This window comes from Billgrantia sp. Q4P2 (genome assembly GCF_052806135.1).
Map to the genome: position 1 here is coordinate 109,098 of NZ_JBRBAI010000009.1, position 21,977 is coordinate 131,074.

General features: G+C 64.1%; 21 protein-coding genes. 18 read left to right on the forward strand and 3 right to left on the reverse strand.

What is annotated here, in order from left to right; all coding sequences use genetic code 11:
* Positions 1-487: 487 nt before the first annotated feature.
* Entirely contained in the window at positions 488-1,396 is a 909-nt protein-coding gene (locus ACUY1T_RS16175; protein WP_446024535.1) for a LysR family transcriptional regulator, read from the reverse strand.
* Positions 1,397-1,550: 154 nt separating this feature from the next.
* Here ACUY1T_RS16175 and ACUY1T_RS16180 point away from each other — a divergent pair, with 154 nt between their 5' ends.
* From ACUY1T_RS16180 to ACUY1T_RS16220, 9 genes are all read left to right on the forward strand, one after another.
* Positions 1,551-2,198 carry a glutathione S-transferase family protein gene (locus ACUY1T_RS16180; protein WP_446024537.1) on the forward strand — a complete coding sequence of 216 codons (648 nt, stop codon included), beginning with the start codon at positions 1,551-1,553 and terminating at the stop codon, positions 2,196-2,198.
* A gap of 17 nt (positions 2,199-2,215) precedes the next feature.
* Complete coding sequence (locus tag ACUY1T_RS16185) at positions 2,216-4,225, forward strand: 2Fe-2S iron-sulfur cluster-binding protein (RefSeq protein ID WP_446024539.1); 2,010 nt, start codon at positions 2,216-2,218, stop codon at positions 4,223-4,225.
* A 310-nt stretch (positions 4,226-4,535) separates the two neighbouring features.
* Positions 4,536-5,162: a glutathione S-transferase family protein gene (locus ACUY1T_RS16190; RefSeq protein WP_446024541.1), complete on the forward strand. Its 627-nt coding sequence runs from the start codon at positions 4,536-4,538 to the stop codon at positions 5,160-5,162.
* Positions 5,163-5,433: 271 nt separating this feature from the next.
* On the forward strand, positions 5,434-6,027 hold the full coding sequence (locus ACUY1T_RS16195) for a TMEM175 family protein (protein WP_446024543.1): 594 nt from the start codon (positions 5,434-5,436) through the stop codon (positions 6,025-6,027).
* A complete protein-coding gene (locus tag ACUY1T_RS16200) occupies positions 6,024-7,187 on the forward strand; it encodes a low temperature requirement protein A (RefSeq protein WP_446024545.1) in 1,164 nt (387 codons plus the stop codon). Before ACUY1T_RS16195 ends, ACUY1T_RS16200 begins: the two co-directional genes overlap by 4 nt.
* A gap of 322 nt (positions 7,188-7,509) precedes the next feature.
* Entirely contained in the window at positions 7,510-8,436 is a 927-nt protein-coding gene (locus ACUY1T_RS16205; RefSeq protein WP_446024547.1) for a Bug family tripartite tricarboxylate transporter substrate binding protein, read from the forward strand.
* A 75-nt stretch (positions 8,437-8,511) separates the two neighbouring features.
* Positions 8,512-9,012 (forward strand): tripartite tricarboxylate transporter TctB family protein, encoded by a 501-nt coding sequence (locus ACUY1T_RS16210; protein ID WP_446024549.1) that lies wholly within the window; start codon positions 8,512-8,514, stop codon positions 9,010-9,012.
* A 38-nt stretch (positions 9,013-9,050) separates the two neighbouring features.
* Entirely contained in the window at positions 9,051-10,556 is a 1,506-nt protein-coding gene (locus tag ACUY1T_RS16215) for a tripartite tricarboxylate transporter permease (RefSeq protein ID WP_446024551.1), read from the forward strand.
* A 56-nt stretch (positions 10,557-10,612) separates the two neighbouring features.
* The gene (locus tag ACUY1T_RS16220; protein WP_446024553.1) at positions 10,613-11,836 is read left to right on the forward strand and encodes a CaiB/BaiF CoA transferase family protein; all 1,224 of its coding nucleotides are present in this window, start codon (positions 10,613-10,615) and stop codon (positions 11,834-11,836) included.
* Between the two features lie 6 nt (positions 11,837-11,842).
* Here ACUY1T_RS16220 and ACUY1T_RS16225 read toward each other — a convergent pair whose 3' ends face one another.
* The gene (locus ACUY1T_RS16225) at positions 11,843-12,556 is read right to left on the reverse strand and encodes an SDR family NAD(P)-dependent oxidoreductase (RefSeq protein WP_446024555.1); all 714 of its coding nucleotides are present in this window, start codon (positions 12,554-12,556) and stop codon (positions 11,843-11,845) included.
* A gap of 155 nt (positions 12,557-12,711) precedes the next feature.
* Here ACUY1T_RS16225 and ACUY1T_RS16230 point away from each other — a divergent pair, with 155 nt between their 5' ends.
* Positions 12,712-13,317: a class I SAM-dependent methyltransferase gene (locus ACUY1T_RS16230; RefSeq protein WP_446024557.1), complete on the forward strand. Its 606-nt coding sequence runs from the start codon at positions 12,712-12,714 to the stop codon at positions 13,315-13,317.
* Positions 13,318-13,332: 15 nt separating this feature from the next.
* Here the strand turns inward: ACUY1T_RS16230 and ACUY1T_RS16235 are convergent, their stop codons facing one another.
* Positions 13,333-14,235, reverse strand: a complete 903-nt coding sequence (locus tag ACUY1T_RS16235) for a LysR family transcriptional regulator (RefSeq protein ID WP_446024559.1) — start codon at positions 14,233-14,235, stop codon at positions 13,333-13,335.
* A gap of 102 nt (positions 14,236-14,337) precedes the next feature.
* Here ACUY1T_RS16235 and ACUY1T_RS16240 point away from each other — a divergent pair, with 102 nt between their 5' ends.
* The 8 genes from ACUY1T_RS16240 to ACUY1T_RS16275 all read left to right on the forward strand — a co-directional run bounded on the left by ACUY1T_RS16240 (position 14,338) and on the right by ACUY1T_RS16275 (position 21,951).
* Positions 14,338-15,456, forward strand: a complete 1,119-nt coding sequence (locus ACUY1T_RS16240; RefSeq protein WP_446024561.1) for a muconate cycloisomerase family protein — start codon at positions 14,338-14,340, stop codon at positions 15,454-15,456.
* A 15-nt stretch (positions 15,457-15,471) separates the two neighbouring features.
* The gene (gene catC / locus ACUY1T_RS16245) at positions 15,472-15,762 is read left to right on the forward strand and encodes a muconolactone Delta-isomerase (RefSeq protein WP_434230035.1); all 291 of its coding nucleotides are present in this window, start codon (positions 15,472-15,474) and stop codon (positions 15,760-15,762) included.
* Between the two features lie 55 nt (positions 15,763-15,817).
* Positions 15,818-16,786 carry a catechol 1,2-dioxygenase gene (catA, locus tag ACUY1T_RS16250; RefSeq protein WP_446024563.1) on the forward strand — a complete coding sequence of 323 codons (969 nt, stop codon included), beginning with the start codon at positions 15,818-15,820 and terminating at the stop codon, positions 16,784-16,786.
* A gap of 112 nt (positions 16,787-16,898) precedes the next feature.
* Positions 16,899-18,266 (forward strand): Rieske 2Fe-2S domain-containing protein, encoded by a 1,368-nt coding sequence (locus ACUY1T_RS16255; RefSeq protein WP_446024565.1) that lies wholly within the window; start codon positions 16,899-16,901, stop codon positions 18,264-18,266.
* Positions 18,267-18,280: 14 nt separating this feature from the next.
* Positions 18,281-18,766 (forward strand): benzoate 1,2-dioxygenase small subunit, encoded by a 486-nt coding sequence (gene benB / locus ACUY1T_RS16260; RefSeq protein WP_446024567.1) that lies wholly within the window; start codon positions 18,281-18,283, stop codon positions 18,764-18,766.
* A gap of 31 nt (positions 18,767-18,797) precedes the next feature.
* Positions 18,798-19,838, forward strand: coding sequence for a benzoate 1,2-dioxygenase electron transfer component BenC (benC, locus tag ACUY1T_RS16265; protein ID WP_446024569.1), 1,041 nt, complete (start codon positions 18,798-18,800; stop codon positions 19,836-19,838).
* Complete coding sequence (gene benD, locus ACUY1T_RS16270; protein WP_446024571.1) at positions 19,835-20,626, forward strand: benzoate diol dehydrogenase BenD; 792 nt, start codon at positions 19,835-19,837, stop codon at positions 20,624-20,626. Before benC ends, benD begins: the two co-directional genes overlap by 4 nt.
* Positions 20,627-20,697: 71 nt before the next feature.
* The gene (locus ACUY1T_RS16275; protein WP_446024573.1) at positions 20,698-21,951 is read left to right on the forward strand and encodes a benzoate/H(+) symporter BenE family transporter; all 1,254 of its coding nucleotides are present in this window, start codon (positions 20,698-20,700) and stop codon (positions 21,949-21,951) included.
* Positions 21,952-21,977: the final 26 nt, after the last annotated feature.

Genomic DNA, 21,977 nt, shown 5'->3' on the forward strand with positions numbered 1-21,977 from the left:
CCACCGGGCCCTTAGACACTGAGAGCCAGCGCACTGCGCTGGCTCTCGTCTTCTGGGCTTACGTTGACCTGGGTCGCTGGTGCAGGCCTGCCTTGGCGTATAGTCTAAGACCTGTTACGCGACAAGGAGTCAATAAAAACATGTGCACTAAAGTGGCGGTCAGTGAACTTGTCCAGCTTCCAATATATTGGGTCCGAGGCGATGATGAGAGACTTAAAACGGTATTCAAGTCACTGAAAGCAGGCAGCGGCATCAATGAGCCAATTCGATTATTGAACTGTGGTTGTGGAAAGACATACATGCTTGTGGATGGCGGCCATAGGATAACTGCTGCCTACAAATTCTTTAAGAAAACGGGTCATGACGTGATGATTCCTGTCCACAAGTTAGTTTCAGAATTTCAATAGGCTATCACGTAACAAAGCGCTCCATAATTGCTCCACCCATTTCGCCTTGTCGTTACATCAGCCTTGTCTGAAGCTCGGCGCTAACCAAACCCTGCCTTCACGCTTTGCGCGATACGCGGTACCGCGAAATCGATGAAGGCCCGTAGCTTCTGCGGGAGCAGCGGCCGGCGTTCGTAAACCAGGTGGATCGGCCAGGGTGTTGGCTCCCACGCCTGCAATACGGTTTCAAGGCGGCCGGCCTGTATCCTGGGTGCGGCCTGATAAGAGAGCACGCGAGTAAAGCCGAGCCCTGCTTCTGCCGCATCAAGCGCCGCTTCAGCCGTGTTCACCGTTAGACGTGCATGCACAGGAATCCGCAGCGACTTTCCCTCCGCTTCGAAGCGCCAGGCCTGGGTGGCCAGCAACTGATCGAAGGTGATGCAGGAGGCACCTTCGAGATCGCTCGGCGTAGAGGGCCTTCCGTGCTCGTCGAGATAGGCGCGGCTGGCACAGACGACTTGGCGTACTTCGCCGACCTTGCGGGCGATCAAGCCGCTATCCGGCAGTGGGCCGATACGCACGGCCATATCGATGTGCTCCTCACCGATACTCATCGGGCGGTCGGTGAGCTGCAGCTGAATGTTCACTTCCGGGTGACACTGCAGGAAAGCCGTGACCACCGGCAGGACATACAAGCGTCCGAAGACGATCGGAGCCGTCAGGGTCAGCGTCCCCCGAGGCGCCGAAAATTCGCCAGAGGCGCCACGTTCCGCTTCGGCCACCTCTTCCAGAATCCTTCGGCAAGCCGCCACGTAGGCAGTGCCCGCCTCGGTCAGCGTCAGCCCACGCGGAGAACGCAGGACCAGCTCGGCGTTCAAATCGGCTTCCAGCTCGGAGATCCTGCGGCTAACGGTCGCGATGGGCATTCGCAGGGCCCGGGCACCCGCCGTGATGCTGCCTTCGTCGACGACTCTGAGGAGCATGGCCATGGTCTGGAGTCTATCGGGCATGGGTCACCGATCCATTGAGCTGTGGTTTCCAAATAATGGAAGTCTAGGTTTCAACTTTGACATCTACTGCGGATTTTTGGAAACCAATATCCTCGTGAACAGCTCACCACATCGAGCGCGAAAGTCCCCATGTCTCGTTCACAGGAGCCCAAGCATGAACCCCAACTTCCCTACTCAAGCCGTCCCGATCAAACTTTACCGGCACCCGAAATCCGGTCACAGCCATCGCGTCGAACTCATGATGGCGCTGCTCGACCTCCCCTATGAGACGGTCGATATCGATGTCGCGAACGGTGCGCACAAGGCGCCCGAATTTCTCGCCATCAGCCCCTTCGGCCAGGTCCCCGCCATCGATGACAACGGCGTGACGCTGTCGGACTCCAACGCCATTCTGGTCTACCTGGTGAAATCCTACCCCACCGGCCACGACTGGCTGCCTGAGAGCCCCGCGGCCGCGGCTGAAGTGCAGCGCTGGCTGTCGGTGGCCGCCGGTGAGATCGCGCGTGGTCCTTGCGCGGCACGGCTGGTGACGGTATTCGGCGCATCGCTGGATCACGAAGGCGCCAAGGCCGCGGCGCATCGACTCTTTGCCCACATGGAGCCGATTCTGGAACGCCGCGATTTCCTGGCCGGGCCGACGATCACGATCGCCGATGTGGCCGGCTACAGCTACATCGCCCATGCGCCCGAAGGCGGCGTCAGTCTCGATGCTTACCCGTCGATCCGGGCTTGGCTGGCCAGGGTGGAGGCGCAGAAAGGCTTCGTCGGTATGGCTCGTACGCCACTTTCCGAAACCGCCTGACCGAGAGGGGCACCGCCATGGCACAGGACAATGCCTTTCACGCTGGCGAGCGTGCCGTCCAGGCGCGTGCCGAGGTTTCCGACGACTGGCTCGAGAGTGCGGCAGGTTTCGTGCGCCCGGAGATGCCGCAGCAGCATCGCGATTTCTTCGAGAACTTGCCGATGCTGTTTCTCGGGCTGCTCGACCCGGCGGGTCGGCCATGGTGCGTTCCCGTCTTCGGGCCGCCTGGCTACTCGACCTCTCCTTCCCCGAATACGCTGGTGTTGCAACGTGCCCCGATTCTCACAGGCGAGCTCGGGCTGGTGTTGACGCCCGGCGCGAGCGTCGGCGTCGTCGGGGTCGATCTCACCAACCGGCGCCGCAATCGGATGAATGGCCGGGTGCAACGCGCCTCGGAAGGCGCTATTGCCATTGCGGTCGACCAAAGCTTCGGGAACTGCCCGCAATACATCCAGACTCGCTCCCTGGCTCCCACCAGGGGCGAGCCCTCAGCCGCCAACGGCCGATGCAGCAGCCTGGATGACCCGGCGGTTCGTCGCATTGTCGAATCCGCCGATACCTTCTTCATCGCTTCCCGTGCCGCCAGTCCCCTCGAGGGAGGAAACGCTGGGATCGACGCCTCACACCGCGGCGGGCGGCCGGGGTTTCTCGGCATCAACGACGATGGGTCGCTCTCCTTTCCGGATTTTTCCGGCAACCGCATGTTCAACACGCTCGGCAACATCGAAAGCGATGGCCGCGTGGGCCTGTTCGTGCCGGACTTCGAAACCGGTGAGGCGGTAGTGCTGACCGGTCGTGCCACCATCGACTGGAGCGCAGGGCGCGCCGGCGCTTTCACGGGGGCCGAGCGTATCGTCGATGTGGTGCCGGAGGAGGTCTGGCACGCGACCGCTACCTTGCCGGTGACCGCGACACTTGCCGAACAGTGGCCCGCACTCGATGCCACAGGCAACTGGGATGAGGTGCGCTTGGCCGCGCTCAAGACCGACGGTTATCGCCGCTTCCAGATCGTCTCGAAACGCAGGGAAAGCGACACCATCACCTCTATTTATCTGGCACCCGCGGATGGCGGCCCTATCGAGCCGCATGTCGCAGGGCAGTTCCTGCCGATCCGGCTTCAGGACGATGACGGACCGATTCTGCGCAGCTACACGATCTCGCAAGGGCCAAACGGGCGCGACTACCGCCTCTCCATCAAGCGTGAGGCGCGCGGCCGGGCTTCCCACCTGCTGCACGACCGGCTTGAGCGTGGGGATGTGATCGAAGCCGCTTCGCCCGCGGGCGATTTCGTGCTGGACGACGGCACCCAGCCCATCGTCATGCTCTCCGGCGGCGTCGGCATCACGCCGATGATGGCCATGCTCGACGGACTTGTGCGCGCGCGGCGAGGCGGTGCGCCTAGGCGCGAGGTGTACTTCATCCATGCCACCCCGAACGGTGCCAGCCGGGCATTTCGCGGCGAGCTCGAAGCCATCGCCCGCCAGCACGACTGGCTGCATCTATTCACGGCGTATTCGGCGCCGGGGGCGGGCGACAGGTTGGGCCACACCCACGATACCGAGGCGCGGCTGAGCTTGGAGGTGCTTGCTGGGTTTCTCCCTTTCGGCGGGTACCAGTTCTACTTGTGCGGCCCCGAGAGTTTCATGCGAGCGCTGTATACGGGCTTGCGTGACATGGGCATCGACCGCTCACATATCCACTACGAATTTTTCGGCGCGGGCGAACTCGATGAGACGAATGAGATAGGCCCGGGCGTTGAGTTGCCTGCACGCGCAACGGTTACCTTCGCCCACTCGGAGACCCAGGCCGAATGGACCGCGCAGAGCGGCACGCTGCTGGAAACCGCCGAGGCGGCCGGGCTGAAACCCTCCTACAACTGCCGTTCGGGCAAATGCGGGACTTGCGCCACGCGGCTGCTCTCGGGAAGCGTGCATTACACGCGCAAGCCGCAGGTCAGCCCGGCCGATGGCCATGTGCTGACCTGCTGCACGGTCCCCATGGACGAGCAGGTCGAGATTGGGCTTTGAGGCTCTCGCGAAACCAGTGCTCCTCTGATCAAGCACATCGGTTCTGCTGCCTACCGTCAGCATGAGCCCCGTCTGCGCAACAACTACTACCTCTAACGGCCAAGGCCGTGCCGCGGGCCGGCAACCTGACACGATGAGAAGAGCTAGCGCAAAAAGCGCTGGCTCTTCTCATTTGTGAATGGTCGCTCGACGAGTCTTCAGTTCCGGCAGCGGTGCTCACCGCCGGGTAGTGTCGATTCCACCTGCACCCGCTCGACTGGATGAGAGGCCTGCAAGACAGCAGATGCCTGCCAACCGATGGAGCCGGAAAATGTTGAAACTCTACGGAACGCCACCGACCCGCGCCCTGCGCGCTATCTGGCTGCTCAACGAGCTGGGCCTGGAGTATGAGCAGGTCCCGGTGGCCCTCCTGCAAGGGGAACATCTTCAACCCGATTTCCTTGCGCTCAACCCCGCCGCCAAGGTCCCTGTGCTGGTTGACGGTGACCAGGTCATCACCGAATCGGCCGCCATCCAGCTCTACCTGGCCGAGAAATATCCACAGGCGGGTTTCATTCCGGAGGCTGTGGAAGAGAGAGCCCAGATGTACCGCTGGATCTTCTTCCTGGTAACAGAAATCGAACAGCCGCTGTGGCGCATTGCCCGCCACACCTTCATCTACCCGGACGAGAAGCGCCTGCCTCAGGATGTCGACCTGGCCAGGCAGGAATGCAGGGAGATGCTGGCGGTGCTCGAGCGGCACATGGAAGGGCGCGAGTTCCTCGTCGGCGATCGGCTCAGCGTCGCCGACTTCAACGCCGCCTTTACCCTGGACTGGGCCAACGAAGAGGAAATGCTTGGCGACGCACCGCGGCTGAGAGAGTACCTGAAGGCGATGTACGCCCGACCCACGGCGCCGCCCACCATCGCCGAAGCGTTCGCGGCGATGGAGAGCTAGGCCGCCATTGCCTCAATCCCTTACCCCTTTCACGACCACGGGCCGACTTTCGGTGCGTGGTCATTTGCGCATATCATCTATCTGGCTTGCGTTGATTTGAGCCTCTGGTGCAAGCCAGACCAGGCGGCTAGCCTGAGATCACATGTACGTTTGTCATTGGAACCGATAACCGCAGTACGGCTGCGAATAATAAAGCGATAGTCATCCGGCGCGAGAGACAGGCAGTATTCTCTTCCATCCCAAGAGCCCATGAGAGCGAACAAAGACCAAGATGAATACCGGAAGAGTTGAAGCGCTGACTGACGGCCTATTGGCCATTATTATAACGATCATGGTATTCGACATTGCTGTCACCACCGGTGACCAACTGTCGGATCTTCTGGCTTTATGGCCGGTGCTGCTAAGCTTTGCGTTGAGCTTTGTCTATATTGCCATTTACTGGAATAACCACAGCTACTTGCTCTCGGCCTGCCGCAAGCTTAGTCCGGCGGTGATGTGGGGCAATATGCATCTGCTGTTCTGGCTATCGCTGATTCCCTTTGCCACGCGCTGGGTGGGTAGCTACCCCTTTGCGCCTGTGCCCAGCGCGGTGTATGGCGCGGTGTTGCTGATGGCGGCGCTGGCCTATTTTTATCTGCAAAAGCGGATTCTCGATCAGCACGAGCATGACCACCCTCTGCGTCATGCCTTTCGCTACGACTGGAAGGGTAAAACCTCAATGGTGCTCTACGCCGTGGGTATCGGCTTGGCGTTCGTTCAACCGGTATTGTCCTGGCTGTTGTATGCGACCGTGGCCGTGCTGTGGTTTGTGCCGGATTCGCGTATAGCCCGTGCCTTGCACGATCATCAGGAAGCCGGTAAATGAGCCCTGTCCATCTATTTCGCCAGCGTGGCAGCGCCGGCGCCGATCATGTGTCTTTTATTGAACTTTTCTTCGATCTGGTATTTGTATTTACCATCATCCAGCTTTCTCACACCTTGGCTCACCATTACACCCCTCGCGGTTTTATCGAAGGCATTATGCTGGTGTTGGCAATCTGGTGGGTGTGGGTGTACACCACTTGGGTGGCCAACTGGATCAATCCGGAACACTGGATCAGCCGCTGCTTGTTTCTGGGGTTGATGCTGGTTGGCCTGCTGCTCTCCACCTCCATCCCCGAGGCGTTTGGCGAGCGTGGGCTGATTTTTGGTATTGCTTTTGCCGTTATGCAGGTGGGGCGTTCGGCAGTCGTGATGTGCCTGCTACGTGGAGTGGATGAGCGTAACTACCGAAATTTTATTCGCATCACCAGTTGGCTGGCACTGGCCGGAGTGTTTTGGGTGGCCGGGGCGCTGGATGAAGGCGACCGCCGTATGTTGCTGTGGGGCATAGCCCTGGGCATTGAATACCTGTCTGCCGCCGTTGGGTTTTGGCTGCCGGTGCTGGGGTGTTCCACGGGGCGAGATTGGGAAATTTCCGGTGCGCACATGGCCGAGCGCTGCGCGCTGTTTATTATCATCTGCCTTGGCGAAACCATTCTGGTGATGGGCAATACCCTGACCAGGTTGGAGCTTTCACCGACACTGTTCCTGGCCTTTGTCACGGCGTTTGTCACCACCATTCTGCTGTGGTGGATTTACTTCCGCTTCGGCCACCAGCGTGCGGCAGAGCTGATCAAGACCTCGGATAACCCTGGTGCGCTGGGACGACTGGCCTATACCTACGCCCATATCCCATTAGTGGCCGGTATTATCCTGACTGCCGTGGGGGCTGAGTTTCTGCTTGCTCATCCGCAGGATGTGGCTGGTTGGAAATGGGGCAGCGCACTGATTGGCGGCCCGGCGGTGTATCTGATCGGCAATTTGCTGTTCAAGACCATTGCCTGGGGCCGTGTACCGCTATCCCACTGCGTAGGCCTGGCGTTGCTGGCCGTGCTGGCGCTGACTGCAACCGGGCTGACGGTGCTGACGCTAGCCATATTGGTAGTCGGCACGTTGGCGGTGGTGGCTTTCTGGGAGTTGAGAGCACTCGACCACCCTCTCTAAGCACCTGCACTGGCTCCTCTCGTGCTGGATCTTTTTCCTGATGGCTGAGTCGCTGGAGTAGCTCTATCCCCCTCACATGTTTCCTCCTTGACCCGGGCCCTGACGGTTGGCCCGGGTTTTTCCATGAGCAAGGAGGCGGTGCCAAGGGTAAGACTAAGGTCGGGTTTGGGGTAATGTCGTAACGCAGTACCCTCGTTGTCATAGCGAATATATGTACGCTTAGCGAACAATGTGAATTGACGACAATGAAGGTGGCGTAATGATGACGAGCTTATTCAGAAAGGCATGCTTGGCGGCATGCAGCGGTGGTCTGGCTATTGCGATGTCCGTTTCGGCGGCCAGCGCCAACGAATGGCCGACCGACGACGTGCGTCTCGTCGTTCCCTACGCGCCGGGCGGCACCACCGACGTGCTCTCGCGCCGCGTCGCCGATCTGCTGCAGGACGAGCTGGGCGCCAACGTGGTGGTCGAGAATCGCCCGGGGGCGGGCTCCACCGTGGCTACCGGCCGCTTGGCCCGTGGTGGCCGCGACGCCGAGCACACCATTCTGATGGCATCCCCGGGCCACACCATCGGCGCAGCGATCTATCCCGACCTGGCCTACGATCCGGTCGAGGACTTCGTCTTCCTGCAGAACCTGATCGACATTCCCAACGTGATGGTAGTGCCGGCTGACAGCCCCTATGACAGCGTCGAGGCGTTCGTCGAGGCGGCGCGCGAGCAGAACATGACCTTCAGTCACAGTGGCGTGGGCAGCTCCATCCATATGTCGGGCGAGCTGTTCAAGACGCTGACCGAGACCAACATGACCGCGGTTCCGTTTGCCGGCAGCGGCGCGGCTCTGCCGGCCCTGCTGGGTGGCGACGTCGATGTCTCCTTCGAGAACATGCCGACCGTGCTGTCGCACATTCGCTCCGGCGATCTCAAGGCGCTGGCCGTGACTTCCGCCGAGCGCTCCGAGCACCTGCCGGACGTGCCTACCCTGGCCGAGATCGGCGATTACAACCTGGACCAGTTCGTGACCACCGCCTGGTTCGGGCTGATCGCCCATGAGTCCTTCTCCCAGGAAGGCCAGGACGCCATGCGCGAGGCACTCGATGCCGTGATGCAGCGCGAGGAATTCCTCGACTTCTCCAACCAGCTGGGCGCCGAGCCGGGGCAGGTGGACGGCGAGGGGTTCAAGCAGTTCATCGCCCAGGAAGTCGAGCGCTGGCAAGAAGTGGCCGAGCAGGCCGGCATCAGCCAGTAAGCGAGAAGGCTGGCCGCAACAACCGCTGAGGCGAGGGCGTCGTCCTCGCCTCGCTCGTGTCCGTGGAGGGTTGTCATGTCGACCTCGTTTCCCAAGCGTGTCAGGGCGCTCCGCGACCCCGGCGATGTTCTGGCAGGGTGTGTGCTGCTGGCTGCCTCCGCCGTACTGCTGTTCTACCTGATTCCGAACTACATCGGCGAACCGCCCATCCTGCAGAACCCGATGATGTCGCCGCGTTGGCTGCCACGCATCGTGGGCGGGCTGATGCTCGTCTTCTCGTGTCTGCTGATCGTGCAGGGGCTGCTGGTCGACAATACCGACAAGGAGGACGGCCGGCGCATCGAGAAGGGGCCACGGCTGCGCTTCGCCATGATGGCGGTGGCCCTGGTCGTCTACGTGGGTCTGTTCGAGGCGCTGGGTGCGGTGATCAGCGGCATCCTGGCCACGCTGATCCTGTTTGCCGCGCATCCGGTCAAGACCTGGTGGGTCTATGGCCTGGCGTTCGTGTTTCCCGCCGCTGTCACCTTCCTCTTCGTGAAGGCCATGAACGTGCCGCTGCCACTGATGCCGTTCTGACGACAGGCGCTCGCTCTCACCCTCGCCCTCGGTGACCTATGGATATGTTCTCGGAAGTCCTCCATCTCTTTCTCAGCCTGGATAACTTCATCGCCATTGCACTGGGCGTCGTCATCGGTGTCGTGGTCGGCTCCATTCCGGGCCTGACCGCCACCATGGCGGTGGCCCTGGCGCTGCCGTTCACCTTCTCCATGCAGCCGGTGGCGGCCATCTTGCTGCTGGTGGGCATCTACAAGGGCGGCATGTACGGCGGCTCGATCACCGCCATCCTGATCCGCACGCCGGGCTCGCCGGCATCCGCTTGCACCCTGCTCGACGGCTACCCGATGGCCCAGCAGGGGCATGCCAAGAAGGCGCTCAAGACGGCGCTCTACTCGTCGGTGATCGCCGATTTCATCTCCAACATCGCGCTGATCTTCTTTGCCGCCTACCTGGCCAAGATCGCGCTGAACTTCGGCGCCCCGGAGTTCTTCTGGCTGATCTGCTTTTCGTTGACGATCATCATCTCGCTGGCCAGCGGCTCGATGATCAAGGGCCTGCTCGCCGCCTTGATGGGCATCCTGCTCTCCCTGGTGGGGCTGGACGAGGTCTACGGCTCCCAGCGGCTGACCTTCGGCAACTACAACCTGATGGACTCGATTTCGTTCATCCCTTTGCTGATCGGGCTGTTTGCCATTCCCGAGATCATCGAGTTCTATCGCAAGAAGGCGCTGCCTCACCTCAAGGCCAAGGCCAGCGGGGTGGGCATGACCCTGGCCGAGCTCAAGCGTTGCCTGAAGAGCATCATTCGCGGCAGCCTGATCGGTGTGGTCATCGGTGCCATTCCCGGCACCGGGGCCACCGCCGCGGCCTTCATTTCCTACAGCGATGCCCGCCGCCGCTCGCCCAACCGCGACAATTTCGGCAAGGGCGAGGTGGAAGGCGTGGCCGCGGCCGAGGCGGGCAACAACGGCGTGGCCGGGGCGACCCTGATTCCACTGCTGTCGTTGGGCATTCCGGGCGACGTGATCACCGCCATCATTCTCGGCGCCTTCATGGTTCACGGGTTGACGCCCGGCCCGATCATGTTCCAGGAGAACCTGACGCTGATCTATGCGTTGTTCGTCGGCATCATGTTCAGCTCGCTGGTGCTGCTGGTGGTGGGCAACGGCGCCATCAAGTACTTCTCGCTGATCGCCGACATTCCCAAGTCGATCCTCTTTCCCATCGTGCTGATGTTCTGCGTCTACGGCGCCTATGCCGTGAACAACGACACCTTCGACGTGTGGCTGATGCTGGGCTTCGGCGTGCTGGGCTATGTCTTCAACCGGGCGGCGATTCCGGCGGCCCCCTTCCTGATCGGCTTCATCCTCGGGCCGATGTTCGAGGACAACCTGCGTCGCTCGCTGCTGATCGGCCACAACGATCTCGCGATTTTCGTACGCGGCCCGATCACCTGGTTCTTCATCGCCTTGACGCTGGGGTCGATTCTGCTGGCGCTCTATCGCTACGTCACCTCGCGTCGCCAGCCGTCAACCAGCGAGACGACGCAGGAGATGTCGTGAGCACCACGCACGGGTGGAACCCATAAAGCGGAACCAAAGCGAGCGGAGACAATGACATGGCGGGACCGCTGACAGGCCTGCGCGTGCTCGACCTGAGCCGCGTGATGGCCGGCCCCTGGTGCACCCAGATACTGGCCGACATGGGCGCGGAAGTGATCAAGGTCGAGCGCCCGGTGAGCGGCGACGATACGCGTCACTGGGGCCCCCCCTGGCTCAAGGATCGCGACGGCAGCGAGACCCGCGAGTCGGCCTATTATCTTTCGGCCAACCGCGGCAAGCACTCCGTGACCGTGGACATGAGCAAGCCCGAGGGTCAGGCGCTGATCCGCGAGCTGGCCGCCGAGAGCGACATCCTGGTAGAGAACTTCAAGAGCGGCGGCCTGGCGCGCAAGGGGCTCGACTACGACACCCTGGAAGCCATTAATCCGGGGCTGATCTACTGCTCCATCACCGGCTTCGGCCAGACCGGGCCGATGGCCGCCATGGCCGGCTACGACTATCTGATCCAGGCCCAGGGCGGCCTGATGAGCATTACCGGGGCGGCTGACGGCGAACCCGGCGCCGGTCCGCAGCGGGTCGGCATGGCGGTGGCGGACCTGACCACCGGCATGAACGCCACCATCGCCATCCTCGGTGCGCTGCACCATCGCAGCCAGACCGGTGAAGGGCAGTACATCGACATGGCACTGCTCGACGTGCAGGTGAGCTGGCTGGCCAACCAGGCGCAGAACTACTTCTGCAGCGGTACGCTGCCCACCCGTACTGGCGAGTACCACCCCAATCTGGTGCCCTACCAGCCGTTCCCCACTGCCGACGGCGAGAAGGTGATCATCGCCATCGGCAACGACGGCCAGTTCCAGCGCTTCTGCCAGGCGGTGGGGCGGCCCGAGCTGGCCGAGGATGCGCGCTTTGCCACCAACCCCGGGCGGGTCAAGCATCGGCTCGATCTGGTGCCGATCATGGTCGAGATCACACGTACGCGCACCTGCAACGAATGGATAGCGCTGCTGGGCGAGATCGCGGTGCCCTGCGGGCCGATCCAGAACATCGCCCAGGTCTTCGACGACCCCCAAGTCAAGGCGCGTGAGATGAAGATCGAACTCGAGTCCAATCACGGACCGGTACCCGGCGTGGCCAACCCGATCAAGTATTCGCGAACCCCGATCGAGTACCGCAAGGCGCCGCCGGCGCTGGGCGAGGATACCGAGGCCGTGCTGGCGCGGCGGCTGGGCAAGACGCCGGAGGAGATCGGCGCGCTGCGCCGGCGCGGTATCGTCTAGGCTGAATCAGCCGACGCTGACGCCACCGCAGACGAACAGGGTCTGGCCGGTGACGAAGCCGCTGCGCGCGTCGCAGAAGAAGCTCACCGCCTGGGCCACGTCCTCGGGCTCGCCCATGCGCTGCACCGGAATGTTGTCGATGATGCGCCGCGCGCGCTCCGAGTCCGGCGGGTTGTTCTCCCAGAAGGCCGTGGTGGCAATGGGGCCGGGGGCGACGCAGTTGACCGTGATACCGTCTCCGGCCAGTTCCAGCGCCCAAGTGCGGGCCATGGACTGCAGCGCGCCCTTGGTCGCGCTGTAGAGGCTGCGCGCTTCCTTGCCCAGTACCACGCGGCTGGCGTTGATCACGATACGGCCGTGGCGGCGCTGGCGCATTCCCGGCAGCAGCGCCTGGGTGCAGACCAGCGCCGAACGCACGTTGAGGTGCATCAGGCGATCGAAGTCCTCCACTCTTGTTTCGTCGAGCAGCGCGGGCGCGACGATCCCCACGTTGTTGACCAGGCAATCCACGGTATGGGTCTCGAGGATCTCCGCGAGTACCGCCCGGGTGGCCTCCACCTCGGCGAGGTCGACCAGGTGCGCATCGGCCCTGAGCGACTCGGCCTCGGGCTCGACGATGTCCAGCACGATGGTGCGATAGCCGTCATGTTGCAGGCGCAGGGCAATCGCCTGACCGATATTACGGGCGCCGCCGGTGACGATTGCGCAGGGTTCGCTCATGTTCGGGCCTTGTTCAGGGTGGGATGTGCGTATAGCGTACATACGTTCGCTATCATGGTTGCGTTCCCGCCCGCACGCCGCAACCCGACCTTGGTCAAACCCTATGTGCGCGCCGGGCCGACGCCCGGCCGCGGAGACATGCTAGGTTGGTTCCCATGAGAGGCATCGTCTACGACACCTTCATCCTCAGGCTCACCGCCCGCTGGTACACCGAAGTATTGAGCCGCTTGCCCGAGGATGCCGCGCTGCTCGATGTGGGCATCGGCACGGCCGGGGCGCTGCTGGCCAACGCCGAACGGGTGCAGCAAAAGCGCCTGCGCATTACCGGCATCGATATCGACGCCGACTACATTGTGCGTGCCCGGCGCCGGCTCGAGGAGGCGGCGCTCGCCGCCCATGTCGAGGTGCGTCTCGAATCCGTCTACGATCATCGCGGCGGGCCCTACGATGCGGTCTACTTCTCCGCCAGCTTCATGCTGTTGCCGGAGCCCGAGCGGGCACTGCGCCATTGCCGCACACTGCTCAATCCGGGCGGACGACTCTACTTCACCCAGACCATCCAGCAGCGGCCTTCACGTTTCATGGAGCATCTCAAGCCCATGCTCAAGCGGCTCACCAGCATCGATTTCGGCCAGGTGACCTACGAAGATGCCTTCAAGGAACAGATTCGCGACGCCGGCTTGGCGCTGGAGGAGTTCACGCTTCTGTCGCGTCATGGCAGTCGGACATCGTGCCTGGTCGTGGCCCGGCCAGTCGACTGACCCTTCACCGACAGTTCATGGATATCTACCGCTGCGGCGATTCTCCACCAGCACCTCGAGAATGGCATTGGCCTCCTGCATGATCGGCGAGGGCGCCTCGCCCTTGCGCCGGCTGCAGATCACCGGCGAGGTCAGGCCCGGGTCGGCGAGGTAGACGTAGACGATGCCGTCGCGACGCACGCGCTTGACCTGCTCCGGAACCAGGGTGATGCCGATCTCCGAGGCGACCAGTGCCAGCGCCGTCTGCAGCTCGTTGGCCTCCTGCGCCACGCTGACCTTGAGCCCGCGACGGCGAAACAGCCCCAGCGTCATATCGGCCAGGCTCGGGCGCGGTTGGGCCGGAAACAGCACCAGCGGATATTCGGCGAGCTGGGCCAGGGTCGGCTTGGTCTCTGACAGCGGATGCCCTTCGGGCAGCGCCGCCATCAGCGGCTCGTCGAACAGGTTCTCCTGCTCTACATCGGGGTCGTCGATACGCATGCGGCCGAAGCCCATGTCGATGCGTCCGCTCTTGAGCGCCTTGATCTGCTGCACCGTGGTCAGCTCGGCCAGCATCAGCTCGACGTTATCCTTTTGTCGTAATTCCCGCACCAGCAGCGGCAACTGCCCGTAGAACACCGAAGGAACGAAGCCGATGCCGAACATCACGCGCTTGCTGCGGGCCAGGCGCTGGGTCGCGGCAATGGTGGTGTCGAGCTTCTCCATTATCTGCAGGGTATGCTCATGGAAGAGCTGGCCCGCTGGCGTGAGGCGCATTCCGCGCGCGCTCCGCTCGAACAGTTCGGCGCCAATCTCTCCCTCCAACTGCTTGATCTGTCGTGACAATGGCGGCTGTGCCATGTGCAGCCTGGCGGCCGCCCGGGTCAGGTTCAGCTCCTCCGCCACGACGCAGAAGTAGCGCAGATGTCGCAGCTCCATGATACCTCCAGGGTATGGCTCGGGACCTAAACGATATTGGTTCGGCCGCGTCGGGGCAAGCAGACTGCCAAGGTATCGAAACACCGAACCGCCGGAGCGCGCATGTCATCTGTCATCGAGTCCATCGAAACGCTGCTGGTCGACCTGCCGACCATCCGCCCCCACAAGCTCTCCATGACCACCATGGCCTGTCAGACGCTGGTCATCGTGCGTCTGCGCGACTCCGACGGCGTCGAGGGCCTGGGCGAGGGCACCACCATCGGCGGGCTTGCCTACGGCCCCGAGAGCCCCGAGAGCATCAAGCGCAACATCGACACCTACCTGGCGCCGCTATTGATCGGTCAGCCGGCGGGCTCCGTTGCGGCGCTGCGCGCTCGTCTCGACCGCCATGCCCGAGGCAACGCCATCGCCAAGTCGGCGCTGGAGACCGCGCTGCTCGACGCCCAGGGCAAGCGCCTCGGCCTGCCCATGGCCGAGCTGCTCGGCGGTGCGCGCCACGACCACCTGCCGGTGCTGTGGACGCTCGCCAGTGGCGATACCGCCCGCGACATCGACGAGGCCTTCCAGCGCCTGGAACAGCGCCGTCACTGCGACTTCAAGCTGAAGATCGGCGCCAACGCCGTGGACGACGACGTGCGCCACGTGGCCGCGATCAAGGAGGCATTGGGCGAGCGGGCAAGCATCAGGGTCGACGTCAACCAGGCCTGGGACGAGAGCACCGCCGTGCGCGGCATCGCCGCGCTGCAGGCCGCCGGCATCGAGCTGATCGAACAACCCATACCCGCCCGCGAGCATGCCGGGCTGATTCGTCTGGCGGATCGCTTCGAAGTGCCGATGCTGGCCGACGAGGCGGTGGCCGACGCCCGCGACGGCTTCGCCCTGGCGGCGGCCGGCTTCAGCGGCGCCTATGCGCTGAAGATCGCCAAGGCCGGCGGCCCGCGCGGTGCCCTGGCGCTGGCCCAGGTCGCCCAGGCAGCCGGCATCGGCCTCTACGGCGGCACCCTGCTCGAGGGCTCCATCGGCACCGCCGCCTCGCTGCACGCCTGGGCCACCCTGCCCGAGCTGGCCTGGGGTAGCGAGATGTTCGGCCCGCTGCTGCTCAAGGACGATATCGTCGCCGAGCCGCTGGCCTACGGCGAGTTCGGCGTGGAGCTGCCGAAAGGGCTGGGACTGGGTATCACCCTGGATGAAGACAAGCTCGCCCACTACACCCGTCAGTGACAGGAGAATGCACTCATGCTTTTTCAGGTGGAAATGACCGTCAAGCTGCCGCCGTCGATGCCGGCCGAAGAGGCCGCCGCGATCAAGGCGCGCGAAAAGGAGTACGCCCAGGAGCTGCAGCGGCAGGGCAAGTGGCGCCACCTGTGGCGGGTCGCCGGCAGCTACGCCAACGTCAGCATCTTCGACGTGCGCGACAACGCCGAGCTGCAGGAGATCGTCGCGGGCCTGCCGCTCTTCCCGTGGATGGAGATCGGCGTCAAGCCGCTGTGCCGCCACCCCTCATCCATTCGTGACGACGACAGCTGATCCCGACGATTCACGCCAGCCCCGTGGGGCAACCAACGACAACGAGGACAGACCCATGACCGTGAAGATCCATGACACCCCCGAGGTACAGAACTTTCTCAAGGCCGTGGCCGGCTTCGACCAGCAGGGCGGCAGCCACCGCGCCAAGCAGATCCTGCATCGCCTGCTTTCCGACGTTTATCGCTTGATGGACGACTTCGACGTCACCCCGGAGGAGTTCTGGTCCGCCGTCAGCCTGCTCAACGAGCTGGGCAAGGAGAGCCAGTTCGGCCTGCTGGCCCCGGGGCTCGGCTTCGACCACTACCTCGACATGCGCATGGACGCTGCCGACGAGCAGGCCGGCCTGACCGGCGGCACGCCACGCACCATCGAGGGCCCGCTCTACGTGGCGGGCGCACCGGTGGCCGAGGGCGAGGCGTGCATGGACGACGGTAGCGATACGGACGCCGAGGTCATGTGGCTGACCGGCCAGGTGCGCGACACCCAAGGCAAGCCGATCCCCGGCGCCCAGGTGGAGATCTGGCACGCCGACTCCAAGGGCAACTACTCGTTCTTCGATCCCTCGCAGTCTGAATACAATCTGCGCCGCACCATCCTCGCCGACGCCGAGGGACGCTACCGCGCGCGCAGCATCATCCCCTCCGGCTACGGCGTGCCGGCAGGCAGCCCCACCGACCAGGTGCTCAAGCTGCTGGGTCGCCACGGCCAGCGCCCCGCGCATATCCACTTCTTCGTCTCCGCGCCGGGTCATCGTCACCTGACCACCCAGATCAATCTGGCCGGCGATGAGTACACCTACGACGACTTCGCCTTCGCCACCCGCGAGGAGCTGGTGGTCGAGGCCACCCGCATTGAGGACGCCGCCGAGGCCGCCAAGCGCGGGCTCGAAGCCCCCTTCACCGAGGTGGTATTCGACGTCGAGTTGGCCTCGACCGCCGACCCCGAACTGCAGAGCCGCCACAAGCGCCCGCGTGCGCTGGAGGACGAGGCGGCAGCGGGCAAGCGCGAGCCCGCCGAGGCCTGATCGCCCGACGCTTTCCGCAAGTCACCTGACGATACGAAGCGCTCCCCCGCCGGCCTTGGCCGGCGGGTAGGGGAGCCTCACGACCTGACAAGAGCCACGAGGAGTTGGAGCCATGACCGCACAGCTTGATCGTCTCGAGAAGCGCGTTCGCGGAGCCGTCGTCGACGACCCCGAGAACGGCATCTTCCGCTGCCATCGCAGCATGTTCACCGACCCGGCCTTCTTCGAGCTGGAGATGAAGCACATCTTCGAGGGCAACTGGCTGTTCCTGGCCCACGAGAGCCAGGTCGCGGAACCGGGTGACTACATGACCGTCACCATGGGCCGCCAGCCGGTGATCATCACCCGCGACAAGCAGGGCGAGCTGCACGCGCTGATCAACGCCTGCGCCCACCGCGGCGCCACCCTGTGCCGCAAGAAACGCGGCAACAAGGGCACCTTCACCTGCCCCTTCCACGGCTGGTCGTTCAAGAACGACGGCAAGCTGCTCAAGGCCAAGAACGAGAAGACCGGCGCCTATCCCGAGGGCTTCAAGCAGGAGGGCTCCCACGACCTCAAGCGCGTGGCGCGCTTCGAGAACTACCGCGGCTTCCTGTTCGGCAGCCTGAGTGCCGACGTCGCCCCGCTCACCGAATACCTGGGCGAAACCACCAAGATCATCGACAACATCGTCGACCAGGCGCCGGAGGGCATCGAGATCCTGCGCGGCACCTCCTCCTACACCTTCAACGGCAACTGGAAGCTGGGCGCCGAAAACGGCGCCGATGGCTATCACGTCAGCACCGTGCACTGGAACTACGCCTCGACCATGGAGCGGCGCAACTACGACGCCGGCGGCACCAAGGCGGTGGACGCCAACGGCTGGTCGAAGAGCATGGGTGGCTTCTACTCCTATGAGAACGGCCACATGATGCTGTGGACGCGCCTGCTCAATCCCGAGGTGCGCCCGGTCTACTCCCAGCGCGAGCGCATCGAGCAGGCGCTCGGCGAGGCGCGGGCCGACTCCATCGTCAACCAGACCCGCAATCTCTGCCTCTACCCCAACGTCTACCTGATGGACCAGTTCTCCACTCAGATCCGCGTGATCCGGCCGATCGCCGTGGACAAGAGCGAGGTCACCATCTACTGCTTCGCGCCCAAGGGCGAATCGGCCGAGAACCGCGCCCTGCGTATCCGTCAGTACGAGGATTTCTTCAACGTCAGCGGCATGGGCACGCCGGACGACCTGGAGGAGTTCCGCGCCTGCCAGAACGGCTACGCCGGCCTCGACGCCGAGTGGAACGACCTCTCCCGTGGCGCCAGGCAGTGGATCGAGGGCGCCGACGACAATGCCCGCGCCATCGACATGAAGCCGCTGCTCAGCGGCGCCTCGCCCGAGGACGAGGGCCTCTATGTGATGCATCACAAGCACTGGGTCGAGGAGATGCTGCGCGCCATCGAAAAAGAGCGCAGCCAGTTCATTGCCACCGCGTCGGCCTGAGGGAGGGCACCGTCATGACTTATCTCGATATTCAGGCCTTTGTCCATCGCGAGGCCCGCCTGCTCGACGACCGCCAGTGGGACGAGTGGCTGACCTGCTACCACAAGGACGTGGTCTTCTGGATGCCGGCCTGGGACGACGACGACCGGCTGACCGAGGACCCACAGAGCGAGATCTCGCTGATCTACTACCCCAACCGCGAGGGGCTGGAGGACCGCGTCTACCGCATCAAGACCGAGCGCTCCGGGGCGACCAGCATCCCCGAGCCGCGCACCACCCACCAGGTCACCAACCTGGAGGTGCTCTCGCAGCAGGGCGACACGGTCGAGCTGCGCTTCAACTGGCACACCCTGAGCCATCGCTACCAGCAGACCAGCGCCTACTTCGGCACGTCGTTCTACACCCTGGACGTAAGCGGCGCCGCGCCGCTGATCACCTACAAGAAGGTGGTGCTGAACAACGACTACATCCACCAGGTCATCGACGTGTACCACGTCTGAGCGACCGCGATCCCGGTGGGAGGAGACGAGCATGAGCTACACCATAGCCCTCAACTTCGAAGACGGCGTGACCCGCTTCATCAGCTGCAAGGACGGCGAGACGGTGCTCGACGCCGCCTATCGCCACAAGGTCAACCTGCCGATGGACTGCTCCGACGGTGTCTGCGGCACCTGCAAGGGCACCTGTGAGCAGGGGGAGTTCGACCTGGGCGACGAGTACATCGACGAGGCGCTCTCCGACGAAGAACTCGCAGAGGGCAAGGTGCTGACCTGCCAGATGGTGCCGTCGTCGGACTGTGTGGTACAGGTGCCGGTGGCCTCGACCCTGTGCAAGACCGGCGTCGGCGAGTTTCCCGGCCGGGTCGCCGAAGTCGAGCGCCTCTCCGAGGACAGCTTCGAGCTGGTCGTGGATCTCGACGAAGGCGAGGGGCTCACTTTCCTGCCGGGGCAGTACGTCAACATTCAGGTGCCGGGCAGCGACGAGACCCGCTCCTACTCGTTCAGCTCGCTGCCCGGCGAGCGCCGCGCCAGCTTCCTCATCCGCAACGTGCCGAATGGCCTGATGAGCGGCTACCTGACCGGGGCGGCCAAGCCCGAGGACGACCTGACCCTGACCGGGCCGATGGGCAGCTTCTACCTGCGCGAGGTCGAGCGCCCCGTGCTGATGCTGGCCGGCGGCACCGGGCTGGCGCCGTTCCTCTCCATGCTGCGCCAGCTGCAGGCGCGCGGCTGCGACCAGCCGGTGCGACTGCTCTACGGGGTGAACGTCGACGACCATCTGGTCAAGCTCGACGAGCTCGACGCCTTCGTCGAGGCGCTGCCCGACTTCGCCTACACCACGGTAGTGGCCGACGCGGCGAGCGAGCATCCACGCAAGGGCTACGTGACCCACCACATGGCCCCCGAGCTGCTCCACGACGGCGAGGTCGACGTCTACCTGTGCGGGCCGCCGCCGATGGTGGACGCGGTGCTCACCCACTTCCGCGGGCAGGGCATCTCGCCGGCCAGCTTCCACTACGAGAAGTTCACCCCGAGCCTGGCCCCGGAAACAGCCAAGGAGGCGGTGGCATGAGCGCGCGTTTTGAAGGCTCACGTTTCCAGGAGCAAGTGATGGTGATCACCGGCGCCGCCCAGGGCATCGGCCGGCGCGTCGCCGAGCGCGCCGGCGCCGAGGGCGCCCGGCTGGCGCTGGTGGATCGCGCCGAGCACGTCGATGCAGTGGCGGCCGAGCTGCGCGAGGCGGGCATCGAGGCAATCGCCCTGAAGGCCGACCTGGAGAGCTGGGAAGGCGCCGAGGGCGTGATGCGCCAGGTCCAGGAGCACTACGGCCGGGTCGACGTGCTGATCAACAACGTCGGCGGCACCATCTGGGCTCAGCCCTACGAGCACTACCGGCCGGAGCAGATCGAGGCCGAGGTGCGCCGTTCGCTGTTTCCCACCCTGTGGTGCTGTCGCGCGGCGCTGCCCTACCTGCTGGAGAGTCGGGGCAACATCGTCAACGTCTCCTCGGTGGCCACCCGCGGCATCAACCGGGTGCCGTATGCCGCCGCCAAGGGCGGGGTCAACGCCATGACCGTGGCGCTGGCCTTCGAGTACGCCGAGCACGGCATTCGCGTCAACGCCACCGCCCCCGGCGGTACCGAGGCGCCGCCGCGGGTGATCCCGCGCAACACCGCCGAGCCCAGCGAGCAGGAGAAGGCGTGGTACCAGCAGCTGATCGATCAGACCAAGGCCACCAGCTTCATGGGGCGCTACGGCACCCTCGACGAACAGGCCGGCCCGATCCTGTTCCTGGCCTCGCGCGAGGCCGGCTACATCACCGGCAGCGTATTGCCGGTGGCGGGAGGTGATAGCGGCTGATCGTTCTTCACGCCACGTTCACCGGTACGCACCACTCACTCAACGATAACAACATTCCCCTGGAGTACACCGTGAAACATATCGAGAAGGGCGCCGGACTCGCCACGGCGCCACGCGACTTCATCCGTGACCTCAACGCCGACAACCTGAGTGCCGGCGTGGTGGCCGGGATCTTCGGCCTCAGCGCCGGCGTCATCCACATCAGCGCCGGCACCGCGGCGGGGCTCCCCCAGGAATTCACCCTGCTGTGGGTGATCAGCTACCTGATGATCAACGGCCTGTTCGGGCTGTTCCTGCCGGCCTACTACCGGCTGCCGCTGCCGATGGCCAACTCGATCCCCGGCGCGCTGCTGTTCGCCGCCGTCATTCCCCTGGTGGGCCTCAACGAGGCGCTGGGCGCCACGCTGATCGCCGGGGGCATCGCGCTGGTGGTAGGCCTGGCGGGGTGGATGAGCCTGGTCATGCGCTTGATTCCGATGCCCATCGTGATGGGCATGGTGGCGGGCATCCTGCTCAAGTTCGGCACCAACATGGTGATGCCGTTGCAGAATGCCTTGGTGCCGGCGGCGATCATGATCCTCTCCTTCTTCTTCGCCGCGCGCTACCTGCGCCGGGTGCCGCCACTGGTGGTCACGCTGCTGGTGGGCGTCGGCTACATGGCGCTCTCCGGCGCCGATTTCTCGAGCGTGACGTTCTCCTTCAAGCTGCCCGAGTTCATCATGCCGGCCTTTACCCTGGAGGCCTTCCTGGCCTACGGCCTGCCGCTGGCGTTGATTCTCGTCGGCATGGAGACCCCGGCCGGGGTGGGGCTGGTCAAGGGCATGGGCTACAAGAGCGCGCCGGCCAATGCAATCACCGCGCTGGGCGGCTTCGGCACCATGGTGTCGGCCTTCTTCAACCTGCACAGTACCTGCATCGCCGCGCCGATGACCGGGATCTGCTCGGGGCCGGAAGCCGGCAGCCACGACAAGCGCTGGGTGGCGGCGGTGATCGTCGGCATTATCTTCGTCACGGCGGCGCCCTTCTACGGCTTCGTGTTCAGCCTGATCGAGGCGATGCCGAGCTACTTCATCGCCATCGTCGCCGGGCTGGCGCTGCTGCGGGTCATCAGCTCGGCCATGCACATGACCTTCTCCGGCAAGCATGAGGTGGGGGCGATGTTCTCCTTCCTGATCGCGGTCTCGGGAATTCAGATTCTCGGCATCGGCTCCTCCTTCTGGGCACTGGTGCTGGGGGCGGGCCTCTCCATGCTGGTGGAGTTCCGCGACTTCGACTTCTCCCGCGAGACTCGCAGCTCGCGCGGGGAGGCCGCCGCGGCTCGCTGACCCGCTACGCACGATCCTCCTTGGCC

What these genes read in the sequence shown, in the direction of transcription:
- ACUY1T_RS16175 (WP_446024535.1), bottom strand. Translation starts at nt 1,396, where the DNA reads ATGCCCGATAGACTCCAGACCATGGCCATGCTCCTCAGAGTCGTCGAC.
- ACUY1T_RS16180 (WP_446024537.1), top strand. Translation starts at nt 1,551, where the DNA reads ATGAACCCCAACTTCCCTACTCAAGCCGTCCCGATCAAACTTTACCGG.
- ACUY1T_RS16185 (WP_446024539.1), top strand. Translation starts at nt 2,216, where the DNA reads ATGGCACAGGACAATGCCTTTCACGCTGGCGAGCGTGCCGTCCAGGCG.
- ACUY1T_RS16190 (WP_446024541.1), top strand. Translation starts at nt 4,536, where the DNA reads ATGTTGAAACTCTACGGAACGCCACCGACCCGCGCCCTGCGCGCTATC.
- ACUY1T_RS16195 (WP_446024543.1), top strand. Translation starts at nt 5,434, where the DNA reads ATGAATACCGGAAGAGTTGAAGCGCTGACTGACGGCCTATTGGCCATT.
- ACUY1T_RS16200 (WP_446024545.1), top strand. Translation starts at nt 6,024, where the DNA reads ATGAGCCCTGTCCATCTATTTCGCCAGCGTGGCAGCGCCGGCGCCGAT.
- ACUY1T_RS16205 (WP_446024547.1), top strand. Translation starts at nt 7,510, where the DNA reads ATGTCCGTTTCGGCGGCCAGCGCCAACGAATGGCCGACCGACGACGTG.
- ACUY1T_RS16210 (WP_446024549.1), top strand. Translation starts at nt 8,512, where the DNA reads ATGTCGACCTCGTTTCCCAAGCGTGTCAGGGCGCTCCGCGACCCCGGC.
- ACUY1T_RS16215 (WP_446024551.1), top strand. Translation starts at nt 9,051, where the DNA reads ATGGATATGTTCTCGGAAGTCCTCCATCTCTTTCTCAGCCTGGATAAC.
- ACUY1T_RS16220 (WP_446024553.1), top strand. Translation starts at nt 10,613, where the DNA reads ATGGCGGGACCGCTGACAGGCCTGCGCGTGCTCGACCTGAGCCGCGTG.
- ACUY1T_RS16225 (WP_446024555.1), bottom strand. Translation starts at nt 12,556, where the DNA reads ATGAGCGAACCCTGCGCAATCGTCACCGGCGGCGCCCGTAATATCGGT.
- ACUY1T_RS16230 (WP_446024557.1), top strand. Translation starts at nt 12,712, where the DNA reads ATGAGAGGCATCGTCTACGACACCTTCATCCTCAGGCTCACCGCCCGC.
- ACUY1T_RS16235 (WP_446024559.1), bottom strand. Translation starts at nt 14,235, where the DNA reads ATGGAGCTGCGACATCTGCGCTACTTCTGCGTCGTGGCGGAGGAGCTG.
- ACUY1T_RS16240 (WP_446024561.1), top strand. Translation starts at nt 14,338, where the DNA reads ATGTCATCTGTCATCGAGTCCATCGAAACGCTGCTGGTCGACCTGCCG.
- catC (WP_434230035.1), top strand. Translation starts at nt 15,472, where the DNA reads ATGCTTTTTCAGGTGGAAATGACCGTCAAGCTGCCGCCGTCGATGCCG.
- catA (WP_446024563.1), top strand. Translation starts at nt 15,818, where the DNA reads ATGACCGTGAAGATCCATGACACCCCCGAGGTACAGAACTTTCTCAAG.
- ACUY1T_RS16255 (WP_446024565.1), top strand. Translation starts at nt 16,899, where the DNA reads ATGACCGCACAGCTTGATCGTCTCGAGAAGCGCGTTCGCGGAGCCGTC.
- benB (WP_446024567.1), top strand. Translation starts at nt 18,281, where the DNA reads ATGACTTATCTCGATATTCAGGCCTTTGTCCATCGCGAGGCCCGCCTG.
- benC (WP_446024569.1), top strand. Translation starts at nt 18,798, where the DNA reads ATGAGCTACACCATAGCCCTCAACTTCGAAGACGGCGTGACCCGCTTC.
- benD (WP_446024571.1), top strand. Translation starts at nt 19,835, where the DNA reads ATGAGCGCGCGTTTTGAAGGCTCACGTTTCCAGGAGCAAGTGATGGTG.